This is a genomic window from Streptomyces sp. NPDC057002 (assembly GCF_042673825.1).
Lineage (GTDB): Bacteria > Actinomycetota > Actinomycetes > Streptomycetales > Streptomycetaceae > Streptomyces.
Map to the genome: position 1 here is coordinate 695,611 of NZ_JBHURZ010000002.1, position 26,990 is coordinate 722,600.

General features: G+C 71.3%; 17 protein-coding genes and 1 pseudogene. 8 read left to right on the forward strand and 10 right to left on the reverse strand.

Translation table 11 applies throughout. From position 1 onward, the window contains the following. Window positions 1-27: 27 nt before the first annotated feature. Complete coding sequence (locus ACFT32_RS11255; RefSeq protein WP_382488172.1) at window positions 28-735, forward strand: GNAT family N-acetyltransferase; 708 nt, start codon at window positions 28-30, stop codon at window positions 733-735. Between the two features lie 25 nt (window positions 736-760). On the opposite strand, the gene ACFT32_RS11260 is transcribed toward ACFT32_RS11255, so the two are convergent. Further along, on the reverse strand, window positions 761-3,598 hold the full coding sequence (locus ACFT32_RS11260; protein ID WP_382488173.1) for a SpoIIE family protein phosphatase: 2,838 nt from the start codon (window positions 3,596-3,598) through the stop codon (window positions 761-763). Window positions 3,599-3,652: 54 nt separating this feature from the next. Continuing rightward, window positions 3,653-4,741, reverse strand: coding sequence for an ABC transporter substrate-binding protein (locus tag ACFT32_RS11265; protein ID WP_382488174.1), 1,089 nt, complete (start codon window positions 4,739-4,741; stop codon window positions 3,653-3,655). Between the two features lie 232 nt (window positions 4,742-4,973). Between ACFT32_RS11265 and ACFT32_RS11270 the strand changes: the two genes are divergently transcribed. The 5 genes and pseudogenes from ACFT32_RS11270 to ACFT32_RS11290 all read left to right on the forward strand — a co-directional run. Next, window positions 4,974-6,407, forward strand: a complete 1,434-nt coding sequence (locus ACFT32_RS11270; protein ID WP_382488175.1) for a glycoside hydrolase family 43 protein — start codon at window positions 4,974-4,976, stop codon at window positions 6,405-6,407. 37 nt (window positions 6,408-6,444) lie between these two features. Further along, window positions 6,445-6,681, forward strand: a complete 237-nt coding sequence (locus ACFT32_RS11275; protein ID WP_382488866.1) for a hypothetical protein — start codon at window positions 6,445-6,447, stop codon at window positions 6,679-6,681. An 8-nt stretch (window positions 6,682-6,689) separates the two neighbouring features. Continuing rightward, window positions 6,690-7,199: a GNAT family N-acetyltransferase gene (locus ACFT32_RS11280; RefSeq protein ID WP_382488176.1), complete on the forward strand. Its 510-nt coding sequence runs from the start codon at window positions 6,690-6,692 to the stop codon at window positions 7,197-7,199. Between the two features lie 9 nt (window positions 7,200-7,208). Further along, entirely contained in the window at window positions 7,209-7,919 is a 711-nt protein-coding gene (locus ACFT32_RS11285) for a maleylpyruvate isomerase family mycothiol-dependent enzyme (protein WP_382488177.1), read from the forward strand. A gap of 173 nt (window positions 7,920-8,092) precedes the next feature. Then, a pseudogene (locus ACFT32_RS11290) lies at window positions 8,093-9,162 on the forward strand (MFS transporter); the annotation flags it as partial. Window positions 9,163-9,166: 4 nt separating this feature from the next. Here the strand turns inward: ACFT32_RS11290 and ACFT32_RS11295 are convergent. Continuing rightward, window positions 9,167-9,649 (reverse strand): GNAT family N-acetyltransferase, encoded by a 483-nt coding sequence (locus tag ACFT32_RS11295; RefSeq protein ID WP_382488178.1) that lies wholly within the window; start codon window positions 9,647-9,649, stop codon window positions 9,167-9,169. A gap of 141 nt (window positions 9,650-9,790) precedes the next feature. Here ACFT32_RS11295 and ACFT32_RS11300 point away from each other — a divergent pair, with 141 nt between their 5' ends. After that, complete coding sequence (locus ACFT32_RS11300; protein ID WP_382488179.1) at window positions 9,791-10,696, forward strand: trypsin-like serine peptidase; 906 nt, start codon at window positions 9,791-9,793, stop codon at window positions 10,694-10,696. A 98-nt stretch (window positions 10,697-10,794) separates the two neighbouring features. On the opposite strand, the gene ACFT32_RS11305 is transcribed toward ACFT32_RS11300, so the two are convergent. The 3 genes from ACFT32_RS11305 to ACFT32_RS11315 all read right to left on the reverse strand — a co-directional run bounded on the left by ACFT32_RS11305 (window position 10,795) and on the right by ACFT32_RS11315 (window position 13,433). Further along, the gene (locus ACFT32_RS11305; protein WP_382488180.1) at window positions 10,795-12,225 is read right to left on the reverse strand and encodes an Nramp family divalent metal transporter; all 1,431 of its coding nucleotides are present in this window, start codon (window positions 12,223-12,225) and stop codon (window positions 10,795-10,797) included. Window positions 12,226-12,336: 111 nt separating this feature from the next. After that, complete coding sequence (locus ACFT32_RS11310; RefSeq protein WP_382488181.1) at window positions 12,337-13,290, reverse strand: phosphoglycerate dehydrogenase; 954 nt, start codon at window positions 13,288-13,290, stop codon at window positions 12,337-12,339. Beyond that, complete coding sequence (locus ACFT32_RS11315) at window positions 13,290-13,433, reverse strand: hypothetical protein (RefSeq protein WP_382488182.1); 144 nt, start codon at window positions 13,431-13,433, stop codon at window positions 13,290-13,292. The genes ACFT32_RS11310 and ACFT32_RS11315 overlap by 1 nt, the downstream gene beginning before the upstream one ends. A 383-nt stretch (window positions 13,434-13,816) precedes the next feature. On the opposite strand from ACFT32_RS11315, the gene ACFT32_RS11320 reads away from it, so the two are divergent. Next, window positions 13,817-14,671, forward strand: coding sequence for an endonuclease/exonuclease/phosphatase family protein (locus ACFT32_RS11320; RefSeq protein ID WP_382488183.1), 855 nt, complete (start codon window positions 13,817-13,819; stop codon window positions 14,669-14,671). Window positions 14,672-14,679: 8 nt separating this feature from the next. On the opposite strand, the gene ACFT32_RS11325 is transcribed toward ACFT32_RS11320, so the two are convergent. The 4 genes from ACFT32_RS11325 to ACFT32_RS11340 all read right to left on the reverse strand — a co-directional run bounded on the left by ACFT32_RS11325 (window position 14,680) and on the right by ACFT32_RS11340 (window position 26,987). Then, window positions 14,680-15,792: an ABC transporter substrate-binding protein gene (locus ACFT32_RS11325; RefSeq protein WP_382488184.1), complete on the reverse strand. Its 1,113-nt coding sequence runs from the start codon at window positions 15,790-15,792 to the stop codon at window positions 14,680-14,682. A 37-nt stretch (window positions 15,793-15,829) separates the two neighbouring features. Then, on the reverse strand, window positions 15,830-17,341 hold the full coding sequence (locus ACFT32_RS11330) for an aromatic amino acid ammonia-lyase (RefSeq protein ID WP_382488867.1): 1,512 nt from the start codon (window positions 17,339-17,341) through the stop codon (window positions 15,830-15,832). Window positions 17,342-17,454: 113 nt separating this feature from the next. Next, window positions 17,455-18,948 carry an FAD-dependent oxidoreductase gene (locus ACFT32_RS11335; protein ID WP_382488185.1) on the reverse strand — a complete coding sequence of 498 codons (1,494 nt, stop codon included), beginning with the start codon at window positions 18,946-18,948 and terminating at the stop codon, window positions 17,455-17,457. Next, complete coding sequence (locus tag ACFT32_RS11340) at window positions 18,945-26,987, reverse strand: SDR family NAD(P)-dependent oxidoreductase (RefSeq protein WP_382488186.1); 8,043 nt, start codon at window positions 26,985-26,987, stop codon at window positions 18,945-18,947. The genes ACFT32_RS11335 and ACFT32_RS11340 overlap by 4 nt, the downstream gene beginning before the upstream one ends. Window positions 26,988-26,990: the final 3 nt, after the last annotated feature.

Consider the following 26,990-nt stretch of genomic DNA (forward strand, 5'->3'; position numbering starts at 1 on the left):
GACCATGAGCAGGAGCAGCGCAGCACGATGACAGGTCTCCGCGACGTCGTCGCACTGGACGACCCGGTGGGGGAATCGCTCCGCGGTCCCCACGGGCATCTCGCTCGCCGGCTCGGCCGGGCGGTCACCTATCTGCCGGGGGTCGCGACCTTTTCCGCGGTGTCCGCTGAGGCGGACTCGGAGGAGTGGGGCGAGCTCGCCGGGCTGCTGGGGCGGGGCGAGTTCGCTGACATGTTCAGCTGCCCGGCGACACCGCCGCCGGACTGGGAGCCGGTCTTCGTCCTCGAGGGCCGCCAGATGATCTGGACCGGCGACAGCCGCCCGGGTTCCTCTCCCCTCGAGCTCGACCCCGCGGTGGTCCGGTTGGGCGCTGAGAGCGTGCCCGGGATGCTCGACCTCGTCGAGCGGACCAAGCCGGGGCCGTTCTGGCCACGCACCCATGAACTCGGCACCTATCTCGGCATCCGCGACGGCGACACGCTGGTGGCGATGGTGGGGGAGCGGCTCCGGCCTCCCGGGTGGACCGAGATCAGCGCTGTCTGCACCGCTCCCGAGGCACGCGGACGAGGCCACGCCGCCCGTCTGGTGCGCGCGCTCGTCTCGCGCATCGTGGGCCGGGGTGAACGTCCCTTCCTGCACGTCGCCGAGGCGAACACCGGCGCGATCGCGCTCTACGAGCGGCTCGGGTTCGAGACCCGGAAGCACGTGACGTTCCGCGGGTTCCGCACTCCGTGAGGCATGCGGCCCCGGCGCCGTCGGCTCACCAGGCCGCGTCCTCCCATTGGTCCAGCAGGGCTTCGGCCGACACGTCCTCGGGATCGGCCGGCCCGCTCTGGGTGGACTGTTCGGTCCAGATCACCTTGCCCCGGGCCGTGTAGCGGGTGCCCCAGCGCTGTGCGAACTGGGCGACGAGAAACAGCCCTCGCCCGCCTTCGTCCGTTGCCGCGGCCCGGCGCAGGTGCGGCGAGGTGCTGCTGCCGTCGGCGACCTCGCAGATCAGGCTGTCGCGGTCGTGCACCAACCGCAGCCGAATCGGTTCCGTGCCGTAGCGGATGGCGTTGGTGACCAACTCGCTGATGATCAGCTCGGTTGTGAAGGCCATCTCCTCCAGCGCCCAGGACTCCAGCCGGCGAGCGACGTCCGACCGGATGCCGGCGACGACCGCCGGATCGCCGGGCACGTCCCATTCGCCCACGTGAGTGGGGTCCAGCAGACGGGTGCGGGCCACGAGCAGGGCGATGTCGTCGCTCGACCGGGCGGGCAGCATCGCGTCGAGGACGTCCTGGCAGGTCTCCTCCGGTGTCCGGTCCGGGTGGGCCAGGGCGTGACGCAGTCCCTCGAGGCCGGTGTCGGGACCGTGCTCCCGGTCCTCGATCAGGCCGTCCGTGTAGAGGACCAGCCGGGAGCCCTCGGGGAGGGTGAGTTCGGCGGTCTCGAAGGGCAGACCGCCGCCCAGACCCAGCGGCGGTGAACCGGGCACCCGAAGGTACTCCACGGTGCCGTCGGGGTGCACCAGGGCCGGCTCGGGATGCCCGGACCGTGCCAGTGCGCACCTCCCGGACGCCGGGTCGTAGATCGCGTAGAGACACGTGGCTCCCGAGACGCTCTCGTTGTCCCGCTCGACGTTCTCGTCGCTGTCGATCCGGGCGACCAGCTCGTCCAGATGCCCGAGGAGCTCGTCCGGGGGCAGGTCCAGGGCGGAGAAGTTGTGCACCGCGGTGCGCAGCTGACCCATCGTGGCCGCGGCATGCAGCCCGTGCCCCACCACGTCGCCGACCACCAGGGCGACCCGGGCGCCGGGCAGGGGAATCACGTCGAACCAGTCGCCCCCCACGCCTTCCAGGGCGGGCAGATAGCGGTGGGCGACCTCCACGGCCGAGTGGTCGGGCAGAGAGCTGGGCAGCAGGCTCCGCTGGAGTGTCTCGGCCAGAGTGTGCTCGCGGGTGTAGCGACGGGCGTTGTCGACGGCGACCGCGGCCCGGGCGGCCAGTTCCTCGGCGAAGGCCAGATCCTCCCCGCCGAAGGGAACCGCGTCCGAGCGCCAGAAGCTCGCCATGCCCAGCACCAGACCGCGGGCCTGGAGCGGCACAGTGATCAGGGAGTGGAAGCCGAGGGCCAGCAGTCGCCGGGCGCGTTCGGGGTCCTGGGCGGTCATCCACTTACTGGACGCGGTCAGGTCGGCGTCCAGGACCCCACGGCCGCGCTCGGCGCTGACGGCCACGGGCGAGGCGGGGACGAAGCGGATCAGCTCCCCCACCGGGTAGAGAGCCCGGGCACCGTCGACGCCGTGTACCGCCACCCGGCGCATCTCGGGGCCGGGGCCGCCCGACACCGCACCCCGCAGGATCGGATCCAGCAGATCGACCGTCGCGGCGTCGGCGAACCGGGGGACCGCCACCTCGGCCAGTTCCTGCGCGGTGCGCACCACGTCCAGCGTGGTGCCGATCCGTATCCCCGCCTCGTACAGCAGCCCCAGCCGCCCCCGGGCCACCTCCGCCCGGCCCGCCAGCGCCCGCAGTTCTGTCGTGTCGCGCAATGTGACGACGCTGCCGGCGGGGCGGCTGCCGGGGTCGACCGGCCGAATGTTGACCGCCAGCAGCCGGTCGCCCGCCAGGTGCACCACGTCCGTCACCGTCCGGCCCGAGCCCAGCAGCTCGGCGGTGTCCGCCGCCAGGCCGAGTTCGGTGACACCGCGTTCCTCGGCGTCCGCGGGCAGGTCCAGAAGCCGTCGTGCCTCGTCGTTGGCGAGCAGCAGCCGGGCGTCACCGCCGATGATCACTACGCCTTCCCGCACCGCGTGCAGCACCGCGTCATGGTGCTCGTACATCCGGGTCATCCCGGACGGATCCAGGGCGCGGGTCTGCCGCCGCAGCCGCCAGGAGACGAGCGCCGTGCCGATCGCGGCCACCGCGAGTGCCGCGCCGGCGAACCCCAGCAGCTGTGGCAGCTGGTCCTGCACCACGTCGTCCACGCTGGCGACGGTGACCCCGACCGATACGAAGCCGACGATGGTGATCCTGTTGGTGTCGTAGACGGGGACGGTGGTGTCCACGGCCAGGCCCAGGCTGCCCTCGAACGTCTTGGTGAAGGGCCGGTCGGCGGCGCCGCCCTCGCGCAGGGCGAAGATGTGCTTGCCGATCAGCTTCGGGTCGGGGTGGGTCCAGCGAAAACCCTGGGGGTCGAACGCGACCACGTAGTCGACCCCGGTGTTCCTGCGGGTGTCCTCGGCGCGCGGCTGCAGCAGCTTGGTGGGCTCGCCGGACTTCATGGCAGCCAGCGTCCCCGGGGCACGCGCGAAGGACTGAGCGACGCCCATCGACAGCTGCCTGGCCTCCTGCATCTTCGAGTTCCGGGCCTGCACCACGAGAGCCCCTCCCGCGGCGGCGGCGAACAGCACCATGATCACGAGCTGGAGCAGAAACACTTGGCCGGCGAGGCTGCGCACCCTTGGCAGGGCCTGCCGGCGTCTCCCAGGAGGCCGGACGTCGGCCTCCGGCTGCGATTCGGGTTCCCCGCCCCTTCGCGAGGCCCGCCGAGGGCGCCCTCCGCCGTGCGCGTGGGGCCGGAAGGCCGAGAGTCGACCAAGGTGCCTGGCCATACCGACTCTTTACCATGCGTATTCATATACAGCCATATGGCTGGGTTCAGTCGGTCAGCCGCGCGCCCACGCCTGCCAGCGCCTGGTGACGGAGTCTCCGTTCTCCAGCCACCACACGATGTCCAGGTCGAAGCCCGACAACAGGTGCCCAGGCGTGCTCGCCAGGTGCACGGCGGTGGATTCGGTGAGGAATCCGTAGGCAGCCGGCACCACGGGCCCCTCGGGGTAGATCCGGGCCATATGGGCCTGCACCTCGGGCCGCAGCGCGAAATCGATGAGCCGATAGGCGGCGTCGGTGTTGGCCGCACCCTTGGGAATGCCGTAGCCGTTGCTCTGCCGACGGGCGCCGTTCCACTCGTACGCGAGCGGAGACCCGCCCTTGATCAGGCTCTGGACACGGCCTGCCCAAGTGCTGGAGGCCACCACGCGATGGCGATCCAGCAACTCACCCGGTTCGGAGCCGTACTCCCAGAACGTCCGCACCGAGCCCTTGATCTCGTCGAGGACCTTGAAAGCACGGTTCACATCGAGCGGGTAAAGCCTGTCGAGCGATACTCCGTCGGCGAGCAGGGCGAACTCCAGCTCCGGCCAGTCCACCACGCCCTGAAGCGCCCGACGGCCCGGGAAGGCGCCGAGGTTCCAGAAGTCCGCCCACGACTCGGGCTTCCTCCCGCCGAAGGCGTCCGCGCCAAAGGCGAGGACGCTGGCCCAATAGCTCTTTCCCACGCCGTTGGGGGTGAGGAGAGACTCGGCGATTCCCGCGTTCCTGGTGTTCTTCAATCGGCCGTAGTCCAGCTCCTCGGAGGCGCCCTCATGCTCGAAGCGCACCAGGTTGGACATGTCGATGTCCATGACGTCGAATCGCGGACGGCCTTCCTTGATCTGGGCGAGGATCTGGGTGTTCGAGAAGTTCACGACCTTGATCCGGACGCCGGTTTCTTTGGTGAACGGGTCGTAGACGGCTTTGCGGTTCGCCTCGCCGTAAGAGCCGCCGAAGTCACGGACCACGAGCAATTTGCTGCTCTTGGTGGAGCTCCGGTCGGTGCGGCTGTCACACGCGGTGAGCGATACGGCAGCAGCACCGGCTGCGATTCCACCGACTCCGCTCAGGAAGGCCCTGCGGTCGATCCCGACGTCTCCCACCGGCTGCCTCCACAGTGTCTTCTGGATGATCCGTGACGGAGGGGGATTCCCGGCTGGCCCTGCTTCAAGCTTCAGTCAGTTCTTATCAAGAAAAGTCCTGTCTTTATAGGCGTGGGGTCCCTTTCGGATCCGCCGCATGTATTGACGCCTCCGGTTGCTCACCCTTAGCGTCTGCCCGGCTCTACGAACGGCGTCTGATATATCGAACGTTCCCTCGGAGCAGGAGATGCCCATGTCCACGGTTCTCAGCAGGCTGGCGGCACTGTTGGTCGCCGGCTGCCTGGTTCTCACGGGACAGGTCCTGATCAGACCCGACAAGGCGAGCGCGGCCGGGCCGGGCTATCTGATGACGCACTTCATCGGAGAGGGAGCCGCCGGTCAGCAGATCTACTTCTCGCACAGTGCCGACGGCCTGCACTGGAGCGACCTCAACGGCGGCGGGACGACCCTGCGCTCCACGGTCGGCACGCGCGGGGTGCGCGACCCCTCGCTGATCCGCTCACCGGACGGCGGCAAGTACTGGATCATCGCGACCGACCTGTGCATCGGCTGCGGGCAGTCGTGGGAGGACTCCACGTCCAACGGCAGCCGCAACCTCGTGGTGTGGGAGTCGACGGACCTGGTCACCTGGTCGCAGCCCTGGCTGCTGAACGTCGCCGGCGCGATCCCCGACGGGCGCAACGCCTGGGCGCCGGAAGCGATCTGGGACCCGGAGACCAAGGACTACGTCCTGTACTGGGCGACGAACGCGACGCTCAACGGCGTACTGAAGCACCGCATCTACTACGCCCGCACCACCAATTTCCGCACCATCAGCACCCCGCAGCTGTACATCGACCGCCCCGGCACGCAGGGCATCATCGACACCCAGATCATCGAGGCGCCGGCGGGCACCGGTACCCACCGCTATGTACGGGCCTCCGGCGACGGCCAGATCACCCTCGAAGGCAGCGACTCGATCCTCGGGACCTGGACCACCATCGGCAACCTCTCCGGCATCGGACTCACCGGATCTCAGGTAGAGGGCCCGATGTGGATGAAGTTCCGTGACCGCGACGAGTGGGCCCTCTACCTCGACCAGTACGCCGCCGGCCGCGGCTACATGCCCGTCCTGACGAGCAACCCGTCCGCCTCCGGCACGTACCACCTGCCGGCCCCGGGCAGCTACGCCATGGGCGGGACCAAGAAGCGCCATGGGGCGATCCTCGGCCTGACGGCCGCCGAGGAGAGCCGCGTCCTGACCCGCTGGGCCGACACCCCGGTCGATCGGCTCCAGTCGTACAACTACCAGGACCGGTACATCCGGCACGCGAACTTCGATGTGCGCGTCGACCCGAACGTCGACCCCGCCCAGGACGCCCGGTTCCGGCTGAGGCCGGGCCTCGCGGGCAACGGCACGGTCTCCTTCGAGTCGGCGAACTTCCCCGGGTACTACCTGCGCCAGGACGGAACTGACTTCCAGCTGGTCCACAACGACGGCACCGCCGCGTTCGCCGCCGACGCCACATTCCGCAGGGTCGCCGGTCTGGCCGACCCGACGTGGTCGTCGTTCCAGTCGTACAACCACCCCGACCGGTATATCCGCCACTTCGGGTTCCAGCTGAAACTCGACCCGATTACCACCGCGACGGGACGCGGCGACGCCACGTTCAGGGCCGTCCCGTGACTCAGCCGCTCGTCGACGCCTCGGGCTCCTGCCACACATCGTCACCGCGAAATCCGTCCGACGTGAGACGTTCCTCGGGCAGTCACGGCTCGACTTCCTCGTCAACGCCGATACCTACGTCGAGGTGAAGACCCCCTGGACAACCTCCACGTGTCCCTCGGCGACCACATCCGCACCTCCTGGTCTGCTTCCTCTACGACAACCCCCAAGTTCCTCACCTGACAGTTCACATACGCGGAATTGGATGGACACGGCACGGTTCCATGACCGATGATCTCCGGCATGATCCGTGCCGCCACTGTGAACGACGTCGCGGAGATCCGCGCGATGATCCGCGAACTCGCCGAGTACGAAAGGGCTGTTGATCAGGCCCGGGCGACCGAGGAGCAGCTCCGTGAGGCGATGTTCGGAGAGCATCCCGCTGCCTTCGCGCTGATCGCCGAGGACGACGAGACGGGCGAGGCAGTGGGCTTCGCCCTGTGGTTCCCCCATTTCTCGTCCTGGACCGGCACGCGCGGCATGCACCTGGAGGACCTCTTCGTGCGGCCGCAGGCCCGAGGTGGGGGACACGGCAAGGCTCTGCTCGCCTCTCTGGCCGCGATCTGCGAGCGGAGGGGCTACGAGCGCTTCGAGTGGTGGGTTCTGGCCTGGAACGAGCCGACGATCGACTTCTACAAGTCGCTCGGTGTGGACTTCCTCGACGAGTGGAGGGTGTGCCGGCTGGGCGGCGAGCCCCTCAGGGAACTCGCCGCCCAGGTCCCGGCCGTCCGTGACCAGACTCCGGCCCTCTAGGGCGGGGGCATGCAACCTCCGGTCGCAGCGGTGATCGAAGCCCACAGGATGCTGGAAAGGCTCGTGGCCGGGCTGGACGACCAGCAGGTGGCCGAGGCATCCGCCCTTCCGGGCTGGTCACGCGGCCACGTTCTGGCCCATCTCACCGACAACGCGAGAATGTTCGCCCGTCTCGCGGAGCACGCCCTGCGCGGTGAGCTCGTGGCGGGATACGACGGCGGGGTGGACGAGCGCAACGCGATCATCGAGGCCACGGCGGGCCGCAGTGCCGCCGAGCACCGTGCCGAACTCGCCGCGCACACGGCCGGGCTGGAGGCGGTCTGGGCGCGCGCCGGCGACATGGACTGGGCCCGGCCCGTCACCTTCCGCAACGCGGACCTTGCCGCCACGGTCTTCGCGCGCTGGCGCGAGGCGTGGATCCACATGGTCGACCTGGAATGCGGTGTGCGGCCGGACGACTGGCCCGAGGACCTGGCCGCACATGCCATCGCCTTCCTCCTCGGCCGCCTTCCGGCGGGCACCCGCCTGCGTGCCGAGGACGTGTGTCACCAATGGTCCGTCGGCGACGGACAACCGGGCACGGTGGTCACCGGACGCGTGCGCGACCTGGCGGCCTGGCTCGCCGGACGTACGCCCGCGATTGCACCGGTGGCGGCGGAGGGGCTGCCCGCTCTCGGGCCCTGGCCGCCCCACCCGCCACAGCGAACGGACCGCGGGTGACGTCTTCGCCGGGCAGCGGAAGTCGTCCGGCGACCTGCGGCCCGACCCGCCCGACCGGCGCGGCCCCATACGCTCCAGTAGCATCGGCGATATGTCTGGCGCTTCGTGCGCGGCTTGTGCCGCGGTGACGAGGACGCACCGCTAGCGACGGGGCGTTCATCACACCTCTGTTGAGGCGTCGCATCCTCCTGCTCGGCACCACGCTTTTCGGTGCCGCGTCCTTGCCGGCCGGGCTTGCGCCCTCCTTCGCCGTACTGGTGACAGCGCGGCTGCTGCAGGGTGCCGGTGAAGCGGTCGCGCTTCCGGCGGCGATGGCGGTGATCGTGCTCATGTTCCCCGAGGGGTCGCGCAGGTCACGGGCGCTCAGCGTGTGGGCGGCCGTCGTGAGTTGTGGCCTCGTCCTCGGATTCGTGGTCTACGGGATCATCACCGAGCTGCTCGGCTGGCGGTGGATCTTCCTGGTGTCCGTACCGTTCATCCTGGTCGTACTCGCTGCGGCGGCCGTGCTCGTGCCGGACGAACGGCCCGCCGAGCCCGTGCCTTTGGACCTTCCCGGTTCGCTCCTGCTGATCGCGGCTCCGCTGCTGTTCACCCTGGGCGTCGTCGAGGCGGGAGAAGCGGACAGTGCGTTGCCATGGCTGCCGCCCGTGGCCCTGGTCAGCGCCGTAGCAGCCGGATTCCTGTTCGTCAGGGTCGAGCGCCGTTCTCGGAAGCCGCTCGTGCGGCCACGCAGGACCGGTTGGGCGCCGGACCGCTCCAGGCCGGTCTGACGATGCTGCCTCTGGCGGCGTCCCTGATCGGGGCATCGGTGCTGGTTCCCCCGCTGATCCGGCGGTGGGGTGCCCGGGCCTGTGTCCTGTCCGGGATCGGCTTCACCGTGCTGGCGATGGCCGCCATCGCGCTGGTCTCGTGCCTCGGCGCCACCGGTCTGGCGATGGTTCCGGCCATGATGCTCATCGCCGCCGAGATGGGGTTCGGCATGATCGGGCCGCAGTACGTCGCGGTGACCGCCGTGACCGAGGACGACGCCGACATCGCCTGCGGCGTCCAGCGAGCCGCCGACCGACTGGGCGGTTCCACCGGTGTCACGATCTACGTCGGCATCGGGTTCGCCCCTGCCTTGAACGGCACCGACCCGTTCTTGGTCAGTAGCCTCCTGGCCATCGCCGGGCTCGCCGCGGCCGGGTGCGTCACCTGGCGGATCTCCATGCCCTCGACGGTGGTGGAGGACGAGCTCGGGTGATTCGTCAGTCGCTCCTTGCGGTCTTGACGTACTCGACCTTGGTCGGCCCCTCGCCCTCAAGCCGGTCCCCGTGCCGCCAACCGCACGCCTCATAGAACGAGTTGGCCGAGGTGTTGTCCGCGAAGCTCTCCAGCCGGATGGTCGTATACCGGGTGAGGAGCGTTTCCTCCGCGTGGCCAAGGAGGAGACGGCCAAGCCCTCGACGGTGATGGTCCGGGTCGATCATCATCAGGTCGATCGTGGAGCCATCGAGGATGGAGAAGCCGATGATCCGGCCCTCCAGGCTGAGGCATCGCACACCACCCGCCTCCAGATGGTTCTTGACGTGAGCATCCGAAGCCCCGCTACCGATGAACCGGTCCACTGCCTCGTCACCGAGGAACGCGCGGTAGCGGGCGTCAATCGTGCGACGCGCGAGCACCTGGAGATCATCGAGATCTGCCCCGGTCGCAGGCCGGATGACGGGAAGGTGTTGTTCGGTCGACAAGGAAATCCCAGCTCTGACGGGGGGATCGGGCTCCTGACCCTAGCCGTCCCGAGACAAAGATCAGACGGCGGATGCACCCCGATCGCCGAAACCGCATCCTTCCGGATGGTCGCCCGATCCCGATCATCCGAGAGGACCTCCATGTCGCACAGCCCGTCCCCAGGTGCGCGCCGCGCCGTCTCCGGTCTCGCCACCGCCCTGCTGGCCCTGGCCGGTCCGCTGGCGGCGCCGGCGGTACCCGCGGCGGCAGCGGCCGGAGCCGGGCAGGTCGGTACGGTCACCTACACGGCGGCGGAGCAGGCCGCCACCCTCTCGTACTGGACGCCCGCGCGCATGAAGCAGGTGGGCCGCACCGTCGACCTGGGGGCGACCGGACCGCTCAGCAAGCCCTGGACCGGCAAGGCCGTCCCCAGCATCGGCCGGCTCTTCTTCGTCAACTCCCGGGGGCAGGACACCTGGTGCACGGCCAGCGCCGTCACCAGCGCCAACCGCTCAGTGATCATGACTGCCGCCCACTGCGCGCGCCTCGGTTCCTCGCCGGTCAACACCTACAGCGACATCGTCTTCGTCCCCGGCTACGCCAAGGGCAAGGCGCCGTACGGCCGTTATGCCGTCAAGTCGACCATGACACCGCGTTCCTGGGCCGAGGAAACCGTCAACGACGTAGCGGCGATGGTCGTCTCCACCCCGGCAGGGGGGAAGCGGCTCACCGACGCGGTGGGGGCGCAGAAGGTCGCCTTCGGCCGTCCGGCCGGCGAGCGGGTCACCGCCTTCGGCTATCCCGGGACCACTCCCCAGCGGGGCGAGGAACTGCTGTACTGCACCGGTACCTCTCAGCGCGCCCCCGAGGGCGAACAGCGCGTCCCGTGCGACCTCGGCGGCGGCGCCAGCGGCGGTCCCTGGCTCGCCGGCTTCGACTCCGCCACCGGCAAGGGCACCGTGGTCTCGGTCAACAGCCACGGCGAGGGCGACGGCCGCTCCCCGATGTACGGGCCGACGCTCGACAAGTCCGCGCGGGCCGTCTACGACGCCGCCGTGCGCGGCTGAGCACTGCCGCTCCGGCCGACCGGAGCGGCGGGCATTCCCACGCGGCAACCGGACGGCGCCAAAGAGCCGTCCGGTTGCCGTGTGCGGGCGTGGCCGGTTCAGTCGCCCGGCATGAGGCCCAGCGTCTCGAGCACCCCGTACACCCCGAGGAAGAAAATCGCCGCGCTGCTGAGAACGAGGGCGGCGGTCATCCAGGGGTTGGCGCGGAAACGCGGCGGGACGCCGGTGTAGCGCAGGCGCCAGACCGCGATCACCACGGCGAGGAGGAAGACGCCGCCGCCGATACCGCCGATCTGCACCATGAGGACCGGGGACTGGACCCACAGGAAGAAGGACATCCACACCGGGGGCAGGCAGCAGGTGAGGATCCGGATCGTGCGGGTGCGGACGCGCATGTCGTTCCAGTCGATCGCGCCGAGCAGACCGAGGGTGTTGGTCCACAGCCGCGGGACGCTGGCCGACGAGGCGACGGTGACCGAGAAGAGCACGGAGATCGCGCCGCCCAGGAAGAGGTACTCGGCCCAGGGACCGAGCGTGTCGGTGTAGCTGTGCGACAGCGTGGTGATCATGTCGTTGCCCTCGGGCACCAGGCCCTGCGGATGCAGCACGGACGCGCCGATCACGTAGAAGGACAGGGTGCAGATGGTGCACACGAACCAGGAGACACCCACATCGAGCCGCATGACCTTGAGCCAGCCCTCGGCGCGCCGGGCGCGCTGCTCGGTCCCGTCGTCGGGGCCGGTCCAGCGGGCGTAGCCCTTCTCGAGGCACCAGTAGGTGTAGGTCGTCATCTCGTCGGCGCCGACGCCGGTGATGCCGAACATCGCGAGGGCGATGCCGACCGTACCGGCCGGGATCTGGAAGCTGAGCCCGTCGGCGAGCTGTTCGGTGCCGTAGCCGTACGCGGTGAGCGGCAGGGCGAGCGCCAGGCCGACGGTGATGACCGTCTTGAGGGTGATGCCGATGACCTCGACCCGCTCGACGACGTGATACTTGCCCGTCTGGAGGATGAGGACGGCGGCGGCGGTGACGAGCACGGCCCAGATCGTGAGGGACGTGCCGCTCAGCGATCCGCCGTGGATCGGGAAGAGGATGGAACAGGCGGCCGCGGTGCCGCCGATGATGCCGCCGCGCTGGAACATCTTGGCGAAGTCCATGCCGATCCAGAGCCAGTTGATCCAGCTGAGGCGGCCGATGCGCGGTCCGACGTCACGGAAGCCGTCCAGCGCGGGGCGGCCGTTGAGGATGGTCCAGCGGGCCAGCTCCATCTGCACCCAGACCTTGACCGCGGTGGAGATGATCACCAGCCACAGCAGGGCGAAGCCCGCCTTCGCGCCGAGCGAGGTGGTGGTGATCAGTTCACCGGAGCCGACGACCGCGGCGGACAGGATGAGCCCGGGACCGAGGTGGCGCAGGCGACCGCGTAAGCGTTCGGGTGCCGGGCGGGCGTCTTCGGCGCGCAGCGCGTACGGGTCGGGCTGCGCGGGGGGCGGCGCCGCGGCGGCGCCGTCGGTCGACGTGATGGCCATGTCAGGTCCTAGGGATCTTCCGGCGTCGTCACCGGTATCCGGTACGGGGACAGAGGTGTGTCGTGGTGGGGGAGGGCGTGATCGGGGTCGGCCCGCCGTCAAGGGCGGGGCTCAGCGGGCCTGGTGGTGCGGTGCCTCGCCTGCCAGTACGCGGACTACGTCCTCGGCCACCATCGCGCCCATGGCCTGGTTGGCCTCTGGAGTGCAGGCGGCCATGTGGGAGGTGAGGAGGGTGCGAGGGGCCTCGCGCAGGGGGTGGTCGGCGGGCAGGGGCTCGGTGCTGAAGGCGTCGAGGGCCGCGGCCCCGATGCTCCCGGAGCGCAGCAGGTCGGCGAGCGCGCTCTCGTCGACGAGGCCGCCGCGCGCCGCGTTGACCAGGATCGCGCCCGGCTTCATCGCCGCGAGACGGGTGCTGTCCAGCAGCGGTGTGCCGGACGGGTCGGGCGGGGTGTGCAGGCTGACGGCGTCGGCGCGGGCCAGCAGGTCGTCGAGAGCGGCCGGTTCGGCGCCGTGCGCGCGGACATCGTCGCCCGGGACGTACGGGTCGTGGGCGAGCACCTGCATCCCGAAGGCGCGGGCGTAGCCGGCGAGCAGACGTCCGATGCGGCCGAAGCCGACGATGCCGAGCGTCTTGCCGTGCAGTTCGGGGCCGAACAGCTTCGGCCAGCCGCCCGACTCCACCGCGGTGTGCGAGGCCGTGAGGGAACGCGTCGCCGACAGGAGCAGACCGAAGCTGTACTCGGCCACCGCACGGGAGTTGCTGCCCGGCGCGCACACGACCGGTATGCCACGGGCCTGGGCGGCGGCCACGTCGATGGTGTCCACTCCGACGCCGTGTTTGGCGATCACCCTGAGGCGGGGTGCGGCGTCCAGTACCTCGGCGGTGATGGGGTCCATGCCGACGATCAGGGCGTCCGCCTCGGCGGCGTGGGAGAACAGTTCGGCGGTGGGCAGGGCCGCGTCGGCGCACGGGCGGAGCGGTCCTGCCCCGTTCTCCTCGAGGATCTGCCAGGGGAGTGCCGAATGCCGCGCGAAGGTGGGCGTCGTGATGAGCGTGGTCGGCATCAGCGCGCTCCGCCGTGTGCCGCGCAGCCGTGGGCGGCGTCCACGCACGTAGCGAGCGCGTGCGGCATGGGGACGGCCATCGTGTCCAGGACGCGACGGGACAGCGGTACGGGGACGTGCGGGAGTTGGATGCCGACGGTCACGGCGGTTCCTTCCTGGGCGGGTGGTGCGAGCGGTGCCGGGACGGGGCGTGGGCGGGTGATGCCTCGTGATGGGCGCGCGGCTGTCGGACGCCGGATGTGCGTCTGCAGTGCGCCAGTTGCGCGGAATGCGCATGTGGTGTCGTCGTCCTGAGGTGACAGGCGTCGGCGCCAGGGGAACGCTCGCATGGCTGCGCGGATCGCGCAAGAGTTCACGCGCGCTTCGCGCACCACGTGTCATCGGCCGAGCGGAGTCGCGGAGCCCGCCGCGGTTGCTCGGATCGCGCACCCGCTGATGGATCAGAAGCGTGTGTCGCTCACAGCTCCGTCCCATAACCTCATGTGTGGAGACGTCAGATGCCACACGTGTCCACACGGAGGAGGCGATGGTGCTCGTCAGGGGTACGCGGTTGCTCGCGGGTGCCGTGGTCGCGGCCTGCATGGTGCTTGTCGGACCCAGTGCGCCCAGCGGTGCCCTCTTCGGCAGGTCCGTGCCCGTCGACGCCGTCAGGGATGTCGTACCGAACCGGGTCATGACGTGGAACATCTGCAATCCCTGCGATGCGAGCAACGTCGGCCGGGCGGCGGAGATCGCCACGTATGCGCCTCAGGTCATCGGCATGCAAGAAGCGTGCGTGCGGGACGTCGAGAGAATCCGGGAGTACCTGAAGAGCCTCCACGGGCTGGAGTACCACGTCGAGTACGGGACGGTTCTTCAGGATTGGGGGCGCTGCGGGGGAGTGCCGTGGAATCCGGGCGCCTTCGGCCAGGCGGTCCTCTCCGCGGCGCCGATGACAGACCCCGTCGAGGTGGAATACCCCGACGGAGGATCAGAGGACCGCGGGTACATGGCCGTCACCACCATGGTGGGCGGCCAGCCCGTCCGGGTCTACAACACCCACCTCGCCCAACGACGTCAGGAAGCGGTCCGGGCGGACCAGGCCCGCGTCCTCGCCACGGACGTAGCCCGGCACGACCGTGCGATCGTTGTCGGCGACTTCAACGCCGTGCCGGAGGCTTCCGAACTCGCCCCGATCTGGGCCCTGGCCGCGGACACGGATCCCGAGTGCCGTCCCTCGTCCGCCGGCACCTGCAGGCCGACCACCGACTGGCGCAGCAAGTTCGACTACGTCTTTCTCCGCGGCATCGCCCCGATCGGGCACCGAGTGCAGACCACCCCGTACTCAGATCACGACCTGCTGTACACCGACGTGGATCCGGCCTTCAGCGAGGGCCCCTGACCAGCCACTCAGCCGGTGTGAAGGATCCGAAAGCGATCGGTGTCCGCCGGATCCCGATCGACGACTTGGATGGGTGGCCCGGCCCATTGCCAGACGCTGATGCCCGGCGTGCGGGTGAACCGGATCTGCCCACGGGTGCCTTCGACCGCGACACGCGGCCAGGAGCCGGCGATGCGCCGCCGGTCCGTGCCGTGCGAACGCAGGGCGTCGGCCAGGACGGCGACCGTGTCGTAGCCCTCGAAGGCGACGAAGGAGGGCGCTTCGGCCAGCCGCTCGCGGAGGGCCGTACCGACTCGTGCGCCGAGCGGGGTGAGGTGCTCGGGCAGGTAGCGCAGGAACGGGATCCCGGCACCGTCGCCGCCCAGCGACTCCGCCCATTCAGTGAACTCCGGTTGTCCGGCCGGAGCGCCGATCGTCACCTCGGCGAGGCGCTGGTCGCCCCGGACGGACCGGACGATCGGCACGGCCGGCTCCGGGTGGCCGACCAGCAGCAGGAGGGCTGTCGCGCGATGGTCGACGAGCGCCTCGCACACGGCCGTGGGGGTGAGCGCGCTCATGTCGAGTTCGATGACGCTGCCGCCGCGCGGAGCGAGGCAGTCCCGCAGTATGCGGATCCCGGCTGCCCAGTAGACGCTCGGCTGGGTCGCCACGGCGATACGGGTGTGGCCCGCGCCGAGGAGAAAGTCCGCGTAGACCCGCCAGCCGCGGGACTGCGGCGGTGAGAGGCGCGCGACCCATTCCGTCGGCTGTTCGGTGAGCGCGTCGAGAACCGCCGACGAGCAGAGGAACGGCAGGCCGAGTGCGTCCGCGCCGGCCGCAGCGGCCCGAGCGACGACGCTGTGATACTCCCCGGCCACGGCCGCCACTCCCAGGCCGGCCAGTTCGTCCACGGCCGCCGCGGCCCTCTGCGGATCGGCGGCGGTGTCCCGGACCACCAGCTCGAGCGGTCTCCCGGCGATCCCGCCGAAGTCATTGACTTCGGACACACCCAGCTCGAGTCCGGCGAGCAGGTGCCGGCCCGCTTCCGCCCAGCCGGGCCGAGTCAGCGGAACGAGCGCGCCGATCCGGACGGGTGATCCGTCAGGCCGCTCCGCCGCGGGTGGCGATGGTGGCGTGCTCATGCGTTGGCATCTCCCTTGTGCCGGACGCGGAAATCCCTCATGCGCCCTTCCTCCAGATGTCCGTGAACCGGTCGAGCAGTGCGGCCGCCGCCGTCACATCGTCCGTGAGCGGCCGGTCGGCGTGGTCCTCGTCGAGCACCGATCCGGCGAGTTCCAGCGCGTGGGTCACCGGAAGCCCCGGCTCGGGCCTCAGCCCTCGTTGGCGCAATGCCCGTACGGCGGCGACGAGTTCACAGCCGACGACGAGCCGGTACGCGCGGCAGGCGCGCAGTGTCTGACGTGCGGCCAGGGAGGCGAAGCTGGCCTGTTCCTCGACGCCGCGGGAGAGTACGGCGTGGCCGAGCGACGCGGGCGCGGAGAACGCCCGCAGATCACCGAGTGCGGCCCCGGCGGCGTACTCCAGGATCATCACGCCGGAGGAGGCGGGCTCCTGGTCGGAGAGGAAGGGGCGCAGGCGGGTGTAGGCGGGCTCGTTGAGGGTCGCGAGGCGAGAGGTCGACAGGCGGGCCACCTGCGTCAGCGACAGTCGGAAGTGGTCCAGGGCGAGAGCGAGTTGGGCCTGGTAGAAGCCGCCGTGGTGGTAGGCGGCCATGTCGTCGGGAAAGATCAGCGGGTTCTCGGCGGCCGCGTTGATCTCGACGGCGACGACCTCTTCCAGGGCGTCCGCCGCGTCGTGGGCCGGGCCGTGGATCTGGGGCAGACAGCGGAAGCCGTACGGGTCCTGGAGACGGTCCAGCGGCGGGGTCGGACGATCCGCCGCCCCGATCAACCCCCGCATCCGGCGGGCGACGTCGGCGCAGCCGCGGTGCGGACGGGCGGCGTGTACAGGGGCGGCGTAGGCCTCGTGCGAGCCGTCGGTGGCCAGCAGTGACAGCGCGGCGACGACCTGGGTGGCCTCCAGCAGCCCGCGCAGCTCGTGCAGGGCGAGCGCCGACTGGCCGAGGGTGAGGGCGTTGCTGCTGATGAAGGCCAGCGCGTCGTTGTTGTCGAGCGGCAGGGGCTCCGGCGGGGTGCCCCCGCGCCAGGGATGCTCCCCAGCCAAGGCCAGCCCCGCCTGCGCCAGGGCCGCGATGTCGCCGGTCCCGACGGAGCCGAACTCGTTGACGACCGGGTACGCCCCGCTCTCCAGTGCCTCGCACAGCGCCGTCACGACGGTGGGCCGCAGCCCCGCGCCTCCGGCCAGCAGCTGGTTGGCCCGGATGGCGAGCATCGCGCGTACCTCACGGGCGGGGAGCTCCTCACCGATGGCGCCGGCGTGGCTGCGCAGCAGCCGCAGACCGTGCTCGGCGTCCGCCCCACTGGGTACGTCCTCGTTCCGTTTGGCGCCGACGCCGGTGGAGCGGCCGTAGACGCGGCCGGTCGCGGCGATCTGCCGGGCGGCGTTCCAGGACTCCTCCATACGCCGCAGCGCCTCGCTCCGGGCAGTCGGCCGCGCGGACCCACGGGCGAGCCGCGCGACCTCCGCCACACCGAGACCGGTGCCGTCGAGGGCGACCGGAGCCGAGCCGTGGCCGACACCTCTGGGAGTGTCCACAGTCTGAGACGAGATCAAGCCCAAACACCCCTCGATCCAGGCAGTTGACCGCTATTCATGCACCAAGAACTCTGCATGAGGCTATACATTCGGGCAAGGGGTATCTCATGGCGGTGACCGTGTGATTCCTACGGCTCGGGGTCGACCCAGGACAGCCCGTCCTCCGACGCCACCAGACCGCCCGGCCGCAGCGGCGCCTCGTCCTCCAGCGGGCCGCCGAACAGCCCGCGTTCCTGCAGGACGGTCCCTTCCTGGAACACCTTCCGGAAGGTCTCGGACTCGTAGAGCGGATTGCGCAGGTCGTCGGCGTCGGGAAGACGGCGCACCGCTCGCTCGAAGTCGTCGGCGGCCGCGGTCAGCCGTTCGCCCGCCGGTCCGGCCCCGGTGAGTGACGCGTCGCCGGACGCCAGACCGCCCACCAGCTCGACGAACGCCTCCAGTTCCGTCGTGCCGGTATGGGTGACCTTGCGCGCCTTCCAGAAGTACGAACGTTCGTCCTGGTGCATGTCGTAGAAGGAGACCAGGAACTCGTGGAACAGGCTGTACTCGTGCCGGTAGCGGGCCTCGAACTCGGCGAACAGCCGCTCCTCGTCCAGGGTTCCGGCGAGGCAGCCGTTGAGGGACCGGGCGGCGAGCAGTCCGCCGTAGGTCGCGAGATGGACCCCGCTGGAGAGCACCGGGTCGACGAAGCACGCCGCGTCTCCGACGAGTGCCATGCCGGGCCGCCACAGCCGCGACTTCCAGTACGACCAGTCCTTGCGGACACGGACCTGGTCGTAGGGCGCCTCGGTGGCCTGCGGGACACCCTCGAGCAGGTCGCGTATCTCCGGGCAGGCGTCGGTCAGCCGGCGCCAGGCGGTAGCCGGGTCCCCCTGGACGGCCTCGGCGTTCTCGCGGGCGACCACGGCTCCCACGCTGGTCAGATCGTCCCGGAGCGGGATGTACCAGATCCAGCCCTCGTCGAAGGCGGCGCAGAAGATGTTGCCCTCGTTCGGCGCCGGGAGCCGTGCGCCGCCGGCGAAGTAGCCGAACACCGCGATGTTGCGGAAGAAGTCGGAGTGGATCCGCTTTCCGCCGACGTGCGGGTGGATCCTGCTGCCGTTGCCGGAGGCGTCCACGACGAACCGGGCGCGGGCCTCGCGGACCTCGCCGTCGGGGCCGGTCCAGCGCACCCCGCGGACCCGCTCCTCGTCGGCGACCACGTCGGTCACACGGCAGCCCTCCCGTACGTCGACCCCGACCCGGCGGGCGTTGTCCAGGAGGATCGCGTCGAACCGGGACCGCTCCACCTGGTAGGCGAACGAGGTCGGGTCGGCCAGCCGGGGCGACAGCGCGAAGGAGAACTGCCAGGGGTCCCGGTTGCGGCCCCAGCGGAACGTGCCGCCGCGCTTCGGCTTGAAGCCCGCCCGCGCCACCTCGTCCTCGACGCCGAGGATCCGGCACACGCCGTGCACGGTGGAGGGGAGCAGGGACTCGCCGATCTGGTACCGCGGGAAGGTCTCCTTCTCGACGAGGAGGACACGATGGCCGTGCAGGGCGACGGCCGCGGAGACGGTCGACCCGGCCGGGCCGCCACCGACCACGATGACGTCGAAGTCCTGCGGGGGATGGGCCGGATTCACTGGTCTCCCTTCGTCGTACGCGCGTCGATCCAGGTGCGGATCGCCGACGCGGTGGTCTCCGCGTGCTCCCGCATCATCGTCAGATGGTCCCCGGGAACGTCCGCGGTCTCGTGTGCCGTGGGCCAGGACGTCCGCCAGCGGTCCGCGTCGGCGGAGGCCGCCATGGCGGGTGTGGGCCGCAGCGCGCGCACAAGGAGCGTGGGCGTGGCGACCGGCTCGGGATCCCAGCCGAGGAAGATCCGGTTGTAGGCACCGATCGCCGCCAGGGCGCTGTCGTCGTCCCCGGTGAAGAGCGGCCGTCCGGTGTCCTGCGGCGGTGGGGCGCCCAGGGACAGCAGCCAGTCCTTGGCGCTGTTCTCCGGCGTGATGTGGTAGGTGTCCAGCAGCACCAGCCCGGTCGCTGCCCGGCCCATGGTCTCCAGCTGATGGGCCACCAGGTGCGCCACATTGCCGCCCGCCGAGCGCCCTACGACCACGAAGGGCCCGTCCCCGACGTGCCGCAGCACGTTCTCGGCCTGCGTACGCGCCAGCGCGGCACGGTCCTCCGGTACGGCGGCACCGGCGCCGATCCCGGGGTGCGGGAACTCCAGAACGCCCAGGTCGTCCTGGAACGCGCGGTGGAAACGAGGAAAGTCCCCGTCGTCCGACGCGACCGAGGGATGGTAGGCCGGGAAGTAGACGACCGTCGGCCTGACGGAGCCGGAGCGGGCGTGGGAGCGGCGGATCGGGGGCAGCGCGTGCTCGCGCCCCTGGGCGGCCGGGAAGGTGGGCAGCGCCCAGGACGCCGTGACCAGCAGGTGCATGGCCGCCACCGGTTGGCCGGCCGCACTGACCATCCGGAACAGTGAGGAGAGGGTGTACGCCTGTGGCTCGGGCCCTGTGGTTTCGATTGGCTCGGGCCCTGTGGTTTCGGTGGCCGTCGCCGCGGCCGGTTCGCCGTCCAGCAGACCGAGCAGATGGCGTGCCAGTTCCTCGGCCGTACGGTGCTCGAACACCACCGCGGCCGACAGCCGGAGCTTCAGCGCGATGCTGATCCGGTTTCGGATCTGCACGGCGGTGAGGGAGTCGAACCCCAGGTCGGCGAGGGTCTTGCCGACCGGGAGCGCGTCGGCGTCCGGGTAACCGAGCACCGCGGCGACATCGGCCCGCAGCAGCTCCACGAGCGCCGCCTCCCGCTCACCCGGTGGTACGGAGGCCAGCCGCTTGCGCCAGGCTCCCGGCTCCAGCAGCTGCCCGGAGGACCCGGAGGACCCGGCCGAACCGGAGGACGTCGCGGCGACGGTCGGCCGGTTCTGACGGACGAGTCCGCGCAACGGCGGCGGCAGGTGCCCCGCACCGGACCGAAGCGCCGCCCGGTCCAGCAGGATCGGCGCCAGGACCGGCTCCGTCGAGCGCAGCGCGGCGTCGAACAGGGCCAAGCCCTGCTGTGTCGACAGAGGCACGAACACGTCACCTGCTCGCGGGCGCTGTGGGAGCTGCCCCGCCGCCATGCCATCGGTGTGCTCCCACGGGCCCCAAGCCAGCGACACCGCCGGGAGCCCCTCGGCGGCACGGCGCTGGACGAGGGCATCGAGGAACGAGTTCGCGGCCGCGTAGTTGCCTTGACCCGCCCGGCCCAGCAGACCGGAGACGGAGGAGAACACGACGAACGCCGAGAGGTCCATGTCCCGGGTCAGTTCATGCAGGTGCCAGGCCGCGTCGGCCTTCGGCCGCAGCACGGCCGCCATCCGCTCGGGAGTCAGGGAGTCCAGCACGCCGTCGTCGAGAACCCCGGCAGCATGCACCACCGCGATCAGCGGCGGCTCGCAACGCTTGACCACCTCGCCCAGGGCGGCCCGGTCTGCCGCGTCACAGGCGACGACGGCGACCCTCGCTCCCGACTCCTCCAGCTCGCGGCGCAGTTCCCGGGCGCCGGGTGCCAGCGGCCCACGGCGTCCGGTCAGCAGCAGATGCCGTACACCGTGCTCGGCGACCAGATGACGTGCCAGCTCCGCGCCGAGCGCGCCGGTGCCTCCGGTGATCAGCACCGTGCCGTTCGCGTCGAAGGGAGCCGCGGAGGCTGAGGCATCACCGGCCGCAGCCAGGCGCGGTACCGTCACCTGCCCCTCCCGCACGCGGAGTTGCGTCTCACCGGTGGCGATCGCCGACGGCAGCATCCGCAACGACTCGGGCCGGCCGTCCACGTCGACCAGGACCACCCGACCGGGCAGCTCCGACTGCGCCGCACGCACCAGCCCCCAGACCGCCGCACCCGCCAGGTCCGGCACCGGCCCGGTGGCATCCCGCGTCACCACCACCAGCGGTGAACCCGCCGTACCCGGGTCGTCCTGCCAGTCCTGGAGCGCCTTGAGCACGCGGCCGGTCAGCTCGTGTACGGGGGAGAGCGGATCGGCGCCGGTGGCACGGGCGATGGCGGTGACGGCGACGACCTCGGGGTTCGCTGGACCGGGCAGGAACCCGGCGAGGTTCAGCTCGTCGGGCCCACGTACCACCCAGGCGCGCTCATCGGTGTCGCCGGAGACGTCGAGGGCGGACCACTCAGGGCGTAGCAGAGCCCTTCGTACGAGGTCGTCAGCCGTGTCGTCCGTCATGCCGCCTGCCATGGCGGCCCGGTCGGCCGGGAGTTCCCTGGTGGCCAGCGAGTCCACGTGTGCCACGAGTCGGCCGGACGGGTCGGCCAGGGTCAGCGAGACCGTGTCCGGGCTCGTCGGCGTCACCCTGACCCGCAGCTCCGTGGCTCCCGAGGCGTGCAGGCTCACGCCGCTCCAGGCGAACGGCACGCGGACGGAGCTCGTGCCGGCGGACCGGCCCAGCAGCGGCGCGTGCAACGCGGCGTCGAACAGCGCGGGATGGAGTCCGAATCGGCCCGCTTCCGACGCGTGCGACGGGGGCAGCCCGACCTCCGCGAACACATCGTCGCCGCGCCGCCACACCGTGCGGACCCCCTGGAAGGCAGGCCCGTAGGCGAGCCCGGCCTCGGCGAGGGCGGCGTACGCGCCGGTGAGGTCCACCGCCTCGGCGCCCTGGGGCGGCCACTGGGTCAACTCGTCCCGTGCGGTGCGGCCCGGGCCCAGCTGTCCCGTGACATTCCTCGTCCATGAGGCGTCCTCGGCGGACTCCTCCGGCCGGGAGTAGATGTCGACCGTCCGCCGGCCCGAGTCGTCCCGCGCGCCCACCACGACCTGGATCCGCGCCCCCGCGGGACCGGGCAGAGCGAGCGGCGACAGCAGCACGAGTTCGTCGACCGTGCCGCAGCCCACCTCGTCTCCCGCCCGCACGGCCATCTCGACGCACATGGTCGCCGGCACGATGACCCTCCCGGCGACGACATGGTCCGCGAGCCACGGGTGGGCCGTGTGAGACAACAGCCCGGTCAGCACCGTCCGCTCGGTGTCCGGCACCGGGAACGCCGGGCTCAGCAGGGCCCCGCCGTCGGCCGCTGCCGGGTGCGGTGCGTCCAGCCAATACCGCTGCCGCTGGAAGGCGTACGTCGGCAGATTCACTCGGCGAGCGCCTGACCCCGCGTACACCGCCGCCCAGTCGACAGCGGCCCCGGCCGCATGCAGCCGTGCCACGGCCGACAGCAGCGTCTCCGGCTCGTACGCACCGCTTCGTGTCGCCACGGCGAGAACGGAGCCCGTCGTGGGCGCGTCGGACAGACAGTCGGTGGCCGCCGCGGTGAGGACGGGCCCGGGACCGAGTTCGAGGTAGGCGGAGATCCCGTCGTTCGCGAGTCGGCCGACGGCGTCGGCGAAGCGTACGGGCAGCCGGGCGTGCCGCGCCCAGTACTCGGGCGTGCACAGTTCGGCGGGCTCGGCGGGTCGGCCCGTCACGGTGGAGACGATCGGGATGCGCGGCGGACGGAAAGTCAACTCCCTGGCCACGCCCAGGAACTCGTCGAGTATCGGCTCGACCAGGGGCGAGTGGAAGGCGTGACTCACCCGCAGCCGTACGGCCCTGCGGCCCCGCGCCTCGAAGCGGGCCGCGACGGCGAGGACCGCGTCCCGCGCGCCCGAGATCACAACGGAACGGGGCCCGTTGACGGATGCGACGGCCGCCTGCGGCCCGAACTCCGTGAGCACTGCGCGGACTTCCTCCTCGGTCCCGTCCAGCGCCACCATCGCGCCGCCGTCGGGCAGCGCCTGCATCAGGCGGCCGCGAGCGGCGACGAGCGTCGCGGCATCGGGCAGATCGAGTACGCCAGCGACATGCGCCGCCGCCAGCTCGCCGATGGAGTGCCCCACCAGGCGGTCGGCTCGCACGCCCCACGCCTCGAGCAGCCGGAACAGCGCCACCTCGAAGGCGAACAGTCCGGCCTGGGCGAAGTCCGTACGGTCCACCAGAGCCGCCTCCGGCGAGCCCGGCTCGGCGGACAGCACCGCGCTGAGCGGCTGGGGGAGACGGTCGTCCAGGTACCGGCAGACCTCGTCGAAGGCCTCGGCGAACACGGGGAACGCGGCGCTCAGTTCGGCGCCCATCCGGGGGCGCTGGGCGCCTTGCCCGGTGAACAGGAAGGCCGTACGGATCTCCGGGTCCGCCAGTCCTCGTACGACTCCTGGTGCGTCGCGGCCTTCCGCGAACGCGGTCAGCGCGTCCAGCATCCGCGTCCGGTCGCCGGCCGGCACGAGCGCGCGGTGGGGGAGTGCGGAGCGCGATACCGCCAGCGAGTGGGCGACGTCGGAGAACGACAGTCCGGGCCGGTCCGCCATGTCGGCCGCGAGCCGGCGGGCCTGGGTGCGCAGGGCGGGTTCGTCAGCGGCGGAGAGCAACCATGGAACGGCAGCGGAGAGCAGCCACGGCGACGGCGGCGTCGCCACCGTCTCGGGAGAGGCCTCTGTCGTTTCCTCCTCCGGCGCCTCCTCCAGAATCACATGCGCGTTGGTCCCGCCGATCCCGAAAGCCGACACCCCCGCACGCCGCGGCCGGTCCGAGGCCGGCCAGGGCCGGGCGTCGGTCAGCAGCTCCACGCGGCCGGAGGACCAGTCGACATGAGGTGAGGGCGAGTCGGTGTGCAGGGTCCGGGGCAGTTCGCCGTGCCGCAGGGCCTGCACCATCTTGATGACGCCGGCTACTCCGGCCGCCGCCTGTGTGTGCCCGAGGTTGGACTTGACCGAGCCGAGCCACAGCGGCTGCTCGCGGTCCTGCCCGTACGTCGCCAGCAGAGCTCCCGCCTCGATGGGATCGCCCAGCCTGGTGCCGGTGCCGTGTGCCTCCACGGCGTCCACGTCACCGGCGCGCAGACCCGCGTCCGCCAGCGCCCGTGTGATCAGCCGCCGCTGTGCCGGCCCGTGGGGCGCGGCGAGTCCGTTGGACGCGCCGTCGGAGTTCACGGCGGAGCCGCGGAGCACGGCCAGGACCGGATGGCCGTTGCGCCGCGCGTCGGACAGCCGCTCCAGCAGGACGAGGCCCACGCCCTCGCCCCAGGCCGTACCGTCGGCCGCCGCCGAGAACGATTTGCAGCGTCCGTCCGGCGACAGCCCGCGCTGCCGGCTGAACGCGAGGAACGGCTTGGGCGTCGCCATCAGCGTGACCCCGCCGGCCAGCGCCAGCGAGCACTCGCCCGAGCGCAGCGCCCGCGCCGCCTGGTGCAGCGCCACCAGTGAGGACGAGCACGCGGTGTCGACCGTGATCGCGGGCCCGCGCAGGCCGTAGACGTACGAGATCCGCCCCGAGGCCACGCTGCCCGCCGAGCCCAGCCCCAGGTGCGCCTCCAGCTCGTGGGAGCGGCCGAACCGGGCGGAGTAGTCGCTGTACATCACGCCCACGAACACACCGGTGTCGCTCTCGCGCACCGCGGCCGGATCGATTCCGGCCCGCTCCCACACCTCCCAGGACGTCTCCAGGAGCAGCCGCTGCTGCGGATCCATCGCGAGCGCCTCGCGCGGCGAGATCCCGAACAGCCCTGCGTCGAACTCCGCGGCCCGGTGCAGGAATCCGCCGTGTCGCGTGTACGACGTGCCGATCCGGTCGGGATCCGGGTCGTACAGGGCGTCCAGGTCCCAGCCGCGGTCGGTCGGGAACTCCGAGATGGCGTCCCGCCCGTGCGTCACCAACTCCCACAAATCCTCGGGGGAGTTGACGTCACCCGGATACCGGCAGCCCATGGCGACGATCACGACGGGATCGTCGTCGGGGGACCGGTCCTGTGCACGGGGTGCACGGGGTGCCCGGGGGTGCTCGTCACGCACGCCCTCGAAGAGCGCCACGCACAGGTACCGGGCGACCTCGGCCGGTGTCGGATGGTCGAAGACCAGTGTCGACGGCAGGTCCAGGCCGGTCAGCTCGCCGAGGCGGTCCACCAGCTCGACGACGCCGACGGACGTCATGCCGAGATCGGCGAAGGGGCTGTCCGCGTCGGGCAGATCGCCGGGCGCGGGCCGGCGGACCTCGGCCGTCGTGGTGAGCACCGTTTCGCGGAGCGCGCGTTCCCGGTCCTCGGGCGAGAGGGGCAGGAGCCGCTCGCGCAGGGCGGTACGAGCGGTGCCGTCCGTGGCCGGAGCCGGGACGGCCAGCGCGTGCCGGGCGATCTTGCCGGACGCGGTGCGCGGGACGGCGGCGATCTCGTGGATCTCGGCGGGCACCTTGTAGTCGGCCAGCCGGGTGCGGCACTCGGCGAGCACTCGCCGTGCGTCGATCCCGTCCGGACCCGGTACGACGAAGGCGACCGGCACCTCGCCGAGCACGTCGTGCGGCACGCCCACGACGACGGCCTCGGACACGCCCGGACACTGCGCCAGGGCCTGTTCGATCTCCGTCGGGTGGATGTTCTCGCCGCCGCGGATGATCAGCTCGCTGACCCGGCCGGTGAGCCGGAGATGGCCGTGCTCGACCCGGCGGCCCAGGTCGCCGGTGCGGTACCAGCCGTCCCGCAGCGCGGCTGCCGTCGCCTCGGGCTGCCCGTGGTACCCGGTCATCAGGCTCGGCCCCCGCACCCAGACTTCGCCCTCGGCCCCGTCCGGGACGTCCTCGCCGCCGCGCGGGTCGACGAGGCGTACGTCCATGCCCGGGACGGGCGCCCCGCAGGAACCGTCGGCCCTGGGCCCGTCGGGGCGGTTCACCGCGATCATGCCGCAGGTCTCCGTACTGCCGTACGCGTCGAGCAGCGGCGCCCCGAGCGTCTCCTCCACGGCCGAGCGCAGAGCCGGACCGCTCGGCGCACCGGCCACCACGCACATCCGCAGCGCCTGCGGGAGTTCGCCCGGCGAGCCGACCAGTCGGTGATACGTCGTCGGCACGCCGGCCAGCATGGTGAAGGGCCCGCCGAGCCCTTCGTACGCCGTGAGCAGCTCCTGTCGCAGCCCGCCCGGCGGCAGCAGCTCACCCGCGATCCGGGCGCTCGCGCCCACAGCGGTCACGCCCAGGATCGCCAGCGAGTGGCTGAAGCTGTGGAACAGCGGAAGCGGCCAGAGCAGCCGGTCGTCGGGCGAGAGGCCGAAGATCGGGGCGTAGCAGGCGGCCACGGACCACAACGCCGCCCGCTGCGTGGACAGCACGCCCTTGGGCCGGTGCGTGGTGCCCGAGGTGTAGAGCATCCAGGCCGGATCGTCGAGCCCGAGCAGGTCGATCTCCGCGGACGCGTCGCTCTCGACCGCGCTGAGGAACAGCTCGGCGTTGTCCGGGACCGGTCCGGCCCCGGTGACCAGGACACCCAAGCGGTCGTACGGCGGTCCCAGGCGCCGCAGTTGTGCGAGGTGCGCGGCATCGGTGATGACGAACGCGGCGCCGCTGTCCTGGAGGAAGTGGGCCAGTTCGGCGTCGGAGGACCGCGGATTGAGCGGCACGCCGACCATGCCCGCCCGGAGCACAGCGAGGCAACTCTCCACTGTCTCCACACGGTTGCCGAGGCAGATCGCGACGCGGTCGCCGTCGCGCAGTGCTGTCCGGGATTTCAGGTACGAGGCCAGCGAGCGGGTGCGTCGCTCCAGCTCGGCGTAGGTGACGCCGCGCGCGGAGTCGGAGTAGGCGACCCGCTGCGGGGCCGCCTCGGCGTGCTGCCGCAACAGCTCCGGCACCGGCCGGATCAGCTCGTCACGCCCCATGTA